At 62.5% G+C, this 6479-nt stretch carries 6 protein-coding genes; 1 reads left to right on the top strand and 5 read right to left on the bottom strand.

Annotation, left to right across the window (positions count from 1 at the left end):
• Positions 1 to 239: 239 nt before the first annotated feature.
• From LW587_RS23420 to LW587_RS23405, 4 genes are all read right to left on the bottom strand, one after another.
• Positions 240 to 1811 (bottom strand): MFS transporter, encoded by a 1572-nt coding sequence (locus LW587_RS23420; RefSeq protein WP_110353895.1) that lies wholly within the window; start codon positions 1809 to 1811, stop codon positions 240 to 242.
• Entirely contained in the window at positions 1811 to 2941 is a 1131-nt protein-coding gene (locus tag LW587_RS23415) for an HlyD family secretion protein (protein WP_442919195.1), read from the bottom strand. Before LW587_RS23415 ends, LW587_RS23420 begins: the two co-directional genes overlap by 1 nt.
• Before the next feature lie 74 nt (positions 2942 to 3015).
• Positions 3016 to 3444 carry a cupin domain-containing protein gene (locus tag LW587_RS23410; RefSeq protein WP_082483018.1) on the bottom strand — a complete coding sequence of 143 codons (429 nt, stop codon included), beginning with the start codon at positions 3442 to 3444 and terminating at the stop codon, positions 3016 to 3018.
• 34 nt (positions 3445 to 3478) lie between these two features.
• Entirely contained in the window at positions 3479 to 4243 is a 765-nt protein-coding gene (locus tag LW587_RS23405) for an SDR family oxidoreductase (protein ID WP_232631984.1), read from the bottom strand.
• Between the two features lie 217 nt (positions 4244 to 4460).
• Between LW587_RS23405 and LW587_RS23400 the strand changes: the two genes are divergently transcribed.
• Positions 4461 to 5384: a helix-turn-helix domain-containing protein gene (locus LW587_RS23400; protein ID WP_232631983.1), complete on the top strand. Its 924-nt coding sequence runs from the start codon at positions 4461 to 4463 to the stop codon at positions 5382 to 5384.
• A gap of 265 nt (positions 5385 to 5649) precedes the next feature.
• Here the strand turns inward: LW587_RS23400 and LW587_RS23395 are convergent, their stop codons facing one another.
• Positions 5650 to 6279 (bottom strand): tyrosine-type recombinase/integrase, encoded by a 630-nt coding sequence (locus tag LW587_RS23395; RefSeq protein WP_232631982.1) that lies wholly within the window; start codon positions 6277 to 6279, stop codon positions 5650 to 5652.
• Positions 6280 to 6479: the final 200 nt, after the last annotated feature.

Below are 6479 nucleotides of genomic sequence, written 5' to 3'. Positions count from 1 at the left end.
TGTCGGCCGTGGCAGCCTGATCACCTTCGGACCCTGCCGAGGACCAGCGCTCATACACCACGTCACGGGACACGACCTCTCCGCGCTGCATCAACCGCAAGCATCGGGCGCGCTCAAAGCCGGCGTCGCACCATATGTTCGAAAAAAATAAACAATAATATTCCGATTTATTATCTATGAATAAGAAACTTTCGAAATAAATACAGAGACATATTGATATGATTGCTACGAGCGCCGGCTTACTGGTGAGTCAGTGGGCCAGATGGAGCTCTCCGCATTGCACCGGCCGCTACGATGCCCACAATTGCGAAGATAAACGTCAACTCGAAGCCGTCAATGAAAGCTAACGTGTTTGCTTCACGCTGTACATCTACGACAATCGAAACAAGGGATCTATCCTTCGCTAGAGCGAATTTGTTGTCTGAAAAACAGGAGATCCTTTCAGCAATTGCCTGCAGGACGCTCCCGTTGCCTCTTGCCAAATGCAAGCCCATCAGATTCGAGTGAATCTGCTCGCGGAGCCGGATAAGGGTGATCATCAGAGCCGCGCCGAACTCCACTGCGAGAAGGCGGAGGATCTGAATATAGGCCGAGAAAGATGCGGCGACCTCCGGCTTGATGCTCGTGAAGTTCCCGACCATCACCGCGGTGAAGGTCATGCCGAGGCCGACAGATTGCAGCAGGGCGACGGGAATGAAGTCATCCACACGCCACGCACTCGTCAGCTGAGTGGCCCACAGGCTCGCGGCCGCAAAACTGGAAAACCCCAGCATCATCACGAGCCGAAAATCGATGCGCCGCAGGAGGATCACCCCCAACCACGCGCAGAACGCCAGCGGGATCCCGATCCAGGCAAACAGGAACCAGCCGATCTGCTCGGGACGGAGCTGAGCCACATTGAGGAGAAAATTCGGGACTAGGACACTGTTCGAGACCGCGACGAGGCTGAAACTGATGCCTGTCGACAGGCCGAGAATCGTGTTCCACTGGTATAGGATCCGCGGTGTCGCCCACGGATTTGGTGCACATGCTTCGTGGATTAAGAAGCAGACCATCAAGGCGCCGCCGCCGGCTAAGATCACAACGATCGTTCCAGACTCTTGCCAGTCCAGCCGGTTGCCCTGGTCGAGGCCGATATAGATCAACATCAGTCCGAGGCCGAACAGCAGCATTCCGCCCCAATCGGCGTCGCGAACCATTTTCATGTTGGGGTGCTGGGACGTCGATCCAAAGGCGGCGAGGGCCGCCATAAGAAGGGCCAGCGGGATATCCGACCAGTACAGCCACTCCCAGCCGAGTTCCTGCACGTAGTACCCGACCAGGCCCGGACCCGTGTTCAAGGTGAAGGCAAGCCGAAACGCGTACGCCGCGAAGGCCGGCAGCCAGAGCGCCGGGGGCAGGTTTCGCACGATCACCAGCATTGTGGCGGGCACGAACAAGCCGAGCAGCAGGCCGGCGGACGCGTGCAGGGCGAACAGGGTCGCCGGCTCACGCACAAGCGGGATCAGCGCGACGACGGCGGCGTATAGGAAGCCGGGCCAGAGAAGGATCGGTCGGATCCCGAAGACCATCACCAACCACGGCACCGCTGGGGCGGTGAGGATCTGGGGGGCATTCGCAACCGTTGAAAGCCAGGAAGCCTCGTCGGCCGAGAGGCTGAAGGCACCTCGAATGTCCGGCAGGCCGATGCCGACATACCGGGTGTGATAGCTTGCAAGAAAGCATCCGGTCAGGGCCGCGGCGACCGCGGCATACGGATTGGCCTTCCATGCAACCGTCGGAGCGCTGCCGTTGAGGACCATTGCGGTCATCACATGCCCTCCCGAGCGGTCTTGATCCTCGTGACGACCGACATGCCCGGGCGAAGGCGATCCAACAGGGCCTGACCGGGATTGAGGGCGATTCGGACGGGGATGCGCTGAACGACCTTCGTGAAGTTGCCTGTGGCGTTGTCGGGAGGCAGCAACGCGAACTGCGAACCCGATGCTGGCGAGAGCCTCTCGACGCGCCCGGCCAGGACAACGCCCGGGTAGGTATCGACGGTGACCTCGACGGCTTGTCCTGGCTCGACGTTCGTTAGTTGGGTTTCCTTGTAGTTTGCGATGACGTGGATCTGAGGGAGCGGCACAACACTGATAAGATTTCCGCCGACGGTAACGTAGTCACCGGCCTGCACCTGCCTTTGGCTGGCGACCCCATCGAACGGCGCGACGATGCGCGTGTAGCCCAACCGAAGCTCGGCACCGGCCAAGGCGGCCTCGGCGGCGGCGAGGTCGGCCTCCCGCTGGGCACGGGTCCCGTCGAGCACATTGAGCTGCTCCCGTTGGGCCTGGGCCGCCGCCTCGGCGGCTTGAACACCGGCGCGCGCGCTCGCTAGGTCCGCGACGGCCTGCTCGACCCGCTGGGCCGTTGCGAAGGTCGAGCGAAGGAGGGCCTGTTGCCGCTGCTCCTCTTGCGTGGCCTGCAAAACCTTGGCCCGCGCTGAGGCAATCTGTGCCTCCGCCTGCAAGATGACGGCCCGCTGGAGCGCAATCTGATTGTCCAGATTCCTCGTCGCCGCCTTGGCGCCGGTTACGCTTGCTCGGGCCTGGGCGACGGCGACCTGATAATCCGACGGATCGATGACCATCAGAAGATCGCCGGCGCGAACCGATTGGAAGTCTTGAACAGCCACCTTGACGATGTTGCCTGATACTCTCGCAGACAAGCCTGTCAGTTCGGACCGCACCGTAGCATCGTTTGTGACCTGGATGGCGGTGTTGCTGACCAGATAGTCCCACTGACCGAGAGCAGCCGACATGAGCGAACCGACCAAAACCACCGACGTGATCGGTACTGCCCATTTCCTCACGAGCTGTCCCGTTCGGCCAGGCATCTTTAGGACGCGCAGAGCGGCAACAGGAACGGGAATGACATCCGCATCGGATGTGGCAACCGACATTTCAAGCTCCTGATAGATCTGACGTTCCCGGCCTGGCTCCGACCGCCGCCGGTAGTGGCAAGGTCTGATTTTGCCTATTGGACCGGCGTGGTCAGGACGGTGTCGCCGGTGTCCACGACGAACACCGCAAGCAGCTTCGCTGGCTCGCTCGGGCTGCCGTTGGCGCTGACGTTGTGGAGGCTGCCGGGAAGCTCGGTGAAACTCTCGCCCTTCCGGTAGATGCGGAGTTCGCCGCCGTTCACCTGACTCTTGATCGTGCCCTCGAGGACCGTGGCGTAGATGAAGGCGGACGGAGCGTGTCGGTGGGCGGGGTTCCCGGCACCCGGTTCGTACTCGACGAGCACGGCTTTCAGGCTCTTGCCCGGCGCGTTGGGGAGTTCATGCTGGTAGACGAGCGTCGCTTTGGCGCCTGGAGCTGCCGTGTCGTGGGCTTGGGCGTCCTGGATCGAAGCGGATCCGGATAAGACGACGATCAGCGCCATCCGGCCGAGGATGGAGGTCATGGGAATTCTCCTTGGGTCGAGGTGAAAAAGGGGGTTAGTGCTGGGTCGGCTGAGCGCTCAGCCAGCTGTCGAGGTCACGGCCGCCGAGCTTCTGCTGCCCGATCGGGACGAGGCTCAACTCCTCCAGGCGACCACCGAAGTAGCTGGCTTCCTGACCGCGGCTCACAGCGCGCAGGTCCGCGCGAGCTTGCAGGAAGTGTGCGATGACCCGGTCGAAGGGCGCCCGCTCCGGCCCGCCGATCTCGATGACACCGTTGCGCGGCTCGCTGGTCGCGACGTTGGCCAGGATGGCAGCGACATCGTCCGCTGCAATGGGCTGGATCTGGCTACCCGGCAGCGTGACGCGGCCGTCCTTCGTGTAGGCATCGGCCAAGGTGCCGAGAAACTCGAAGAACTGCGTGGAGCGCACGATGGTGTACGGCAGGCCGCCCGTGGCGGCGATCTGCTCCTGCAGCAGCTTGCCCTGGAAGTAGCCGTTGTCGAGCATGCGGTCGACGCCGACGATCGAAAGGACGACGTGGTGTGCGACGCCCGCATCTGCAGCGGCGGCAACGAGATTCCTTCCGGATGTCTCGAAGAACTCCCGCACTTCCGCGGGGTCGAACGACATGATGTTCGACACGTCGACGAGGACGTCCGCGCCGTGCATGACCTCGGAAAGGCCCTGGCCTGTGACGCTGTTGACGCCCATGCCCGGGGAAGCAGCAACGACGGTATGCCCGGCAAGTGCAAGCAGTCGCGCAAGCTTTGCGCCGATCAAACCCGTTCCACCGATGATGACGATCTTCTTTGACATCATTCCAATCTCCCACTGCGGCGCCACCTGCGCCGTGGATGAGGATCAGGTACGGGAAGCGGAGCCTTGCTTCTGTCTTGGGATTGCGCCGATCATCGCGATCTTGCGGTGAGTGAACGAGAGGTGCGCAGTGACGAGTGACGCTGTCCACGGAGGGGCAACGTCCGCCGAATCCCGGATTGCTTCGCTTGTCCGCGCGACCGATGGCCGAGATGGTTCGATGCTCGGAGACAAGCGCAGCCTGGTTCGGTCGCGAGACGAGAATGGACGACCGAGCATCGAGATGGAGCGGATCCTCGATACGCCCCCTCCGCTCGCCGAGCATGATCTGAAGGGCGGCGCGCAGTTGACCCGGCCGTGGTCACACGGAGCGTTGCACGCCGCGTTGCCGGCCCTCAATGCGCACGTTGTGATGACCTACTGGGGAACTGCCCAGCAGGCTTCCTGGCGCACGGGTTCTCAACGACTGGCTTCGCGCACCCGCCGTGGTTCGATTACCCTAATCCCAATCGGACGCGATGGGCGCTGGGACATCGAGGGACCGGTCGAGGTCTCCCAGGTCTACCTGCCTCATCAGCGCCTTCAGGCCGCAGCCGAGGCGATGGCGTTGTCCACGAACGTGGAGTTGGTCGGCCGCACCGGCTTCGACGATCCGACCTCGGCGCAGATCATGCAACTCCTCGGGAAGGAAGCCGAACGCACCGACGCTTCCTCCTCGCTGTTCGTTGAGCAGGCCATCGATCTTCTATGCACGCAGCTGATCAGATCACATTCGTCACACGGCGCCGTCACCTCGACGGCACCTCGCCGAGGTCTGGCCGACTGGCAGGTGAAGCGCGTCACGGAGTATATGACGACCTCGCTCGATCGGTTGATCGGGCTCGACGAGCTCGCTGCCCTCGTTGACCTCAGTCGGTTTCACTTTTGCGCTTCGTTCAAGCTCGCTACCGGAATGACGCCGCACGAATGGCTGACGAACCTTCGGATGCAGCGTGCAAAACATCTTCTGGCTGCGACCGACTGGCCGATCGTCAACGTCGCCCTGGAGGTGGGGTATGAAACGCCGTCCGCATTCGCGGCGGCCTTCCGCAAGATGACGGGATCAACCCCCTCCGTATTCCGCCGTCAGGCGCACGCTGTCTGAAAATACTGCGTTGCATGCCTCGATAGGAGCGGCGGCGCAGCTGCTCCCAGTTGCCCTCAAGAGCGCCGACTTTTGCCCCTAGACAGACGCCGCAGACACTCGATCGAGCCCGTAATCTTATGTCCTGTCGCCGCTCTCACGTCCGCTTCTGCCTTCCGTGCGGACATCCGAATAGGAAAGACGGAAGGTCCGAAAAGGGTCATTCGGCACCCTGGGTGCGACCATCATGCTGGCACCCGCGGCCATCTCGACCACGGCGCCCGTTTCAGATCTCGGTCTGCTCCGAGAGGATCAGCGCGTCGTCAACCTCAATGCCGAGGTAGCGAACCGTGCTCTCCAGTTTGGTATGGCCGAGGAGCAGCTGGCAGGCTCGGATATTGCCGGTTCGCTTGTAGACCAGCGCGACCTTTGTGCGGCGCAGGCTGTGCGTGCCGAACGCCGAAGGGTCCAGGCCGATCAGGGCGACCCAACGATCGACCAGCCGACTATAATGGCGCGTCGTAAGATGCTCCCCAAGCCGACTCCGGCTTGGAAACAGCCAGTCACCGGCTTTCAACTTGCGCGCAGTCAGCCAAGCCGTGAGAGCCTCGCGCGTCGGCTCGGTGATCTCGAACGGGACCGGCCTGCCGGTCTTGCGCTGGCAGACGGTCGCTCGAAGACGCACGGCGTCGCCCAGGTGGATGTCGCTCACGCGCAGGCCGACGAGATCACACCCCCGTAGCTTGCTGTCGACGGCAAGGTTGAACAGGGCAAGGTCTCGCGTGCGGTTGGCGAGCTGGAGGCGCGTGCGCAGGGCCCAGATGTGCTTTGGCTTCAGCGGCGGTTTGGGGCCGACGATACGGCCGCGGTTCCAGGGAACACGTGTGCTGGTGGGAACAGTGACGACCTCGGGCATGACAGGCTCCTAGGTTGAGGAGCCCGCCATGAGGAACCCGATATTGCCGCTCAGCCCAATGTCGAATGACGGCTCTCCGCAGCACAAGGCGACATTGGCGCCGGCGGGCCTGGACCGCTGCTCCCGACCCTTTGCAGAAGCCAGGAACGTCTGCTTGCAAGCTGCTCTGTGAACCAGTGACCTACGGCTGGGACGGAGGT

Source organism: Methylobacterium sp. Leaf118 (genome assembly GCF_920984675.1).
Classification (GTDB): domain Bacteria; phylum Pseudomonadota; class Alphaproteobacteria; order Rhizobiales; family Beijerinckiaceae; genus Methylobacterium.
The sequence above is the reverse complement of the archived record's forward strand: the minus strand, read 5'-3'. Positions and strand labels throughout refer to the sequence as shown.

What these genes read in the sequence shown, in the direction of transcription:
- LW587_RS23420 (WP_110353895.1), bottom strand. Translation starts at nt 1,811, where the DNA reads ATGACCGCAATGGTCCTCAACGGCAGCGCTCCGACGGTTGCATGGAAG.
- LW587_RS23415 (WP_442919195.1), bottom strand. Translation starts at nt 2,941, where the DNA reads ATGTCGGTTGCCACATCCGATGCGGATGTCATTCCCGTTCCTGTTGCC.
- LW587_RS23410 (WP_082483018.1), bottom strand. Translation starts at nt 3,444, where the DNA reads ATGACCTCCATCCTCGGCCGGATGGCGCTGATCGTCGTCTTATCCGGA.
- LW587_RS23405 (WP_232631984.1), bottom strand. Translation starts at nt 4,243, where the DNA reads ATGATGTCAAAGAAGATCGTCATCATCGGTGGAACGGGTTTGATCGGC.
- LW587_RS23400 (WP_232631983.1), top strand. Translation starts at nt 4,461, where the DNA reads ATGCTCGGAGACAAGCGCAGCCTGGTTCGGTCGCGAGACGAGAATGGA.
- LW587_RS23395 (WP_232631982.1), bottom strand. Translation starts at nt 6,279, where the DNA reads ATGCCCGAGGTCGTCACTGTTCCCACCAGCACACGTGTTCCCTGGAAC.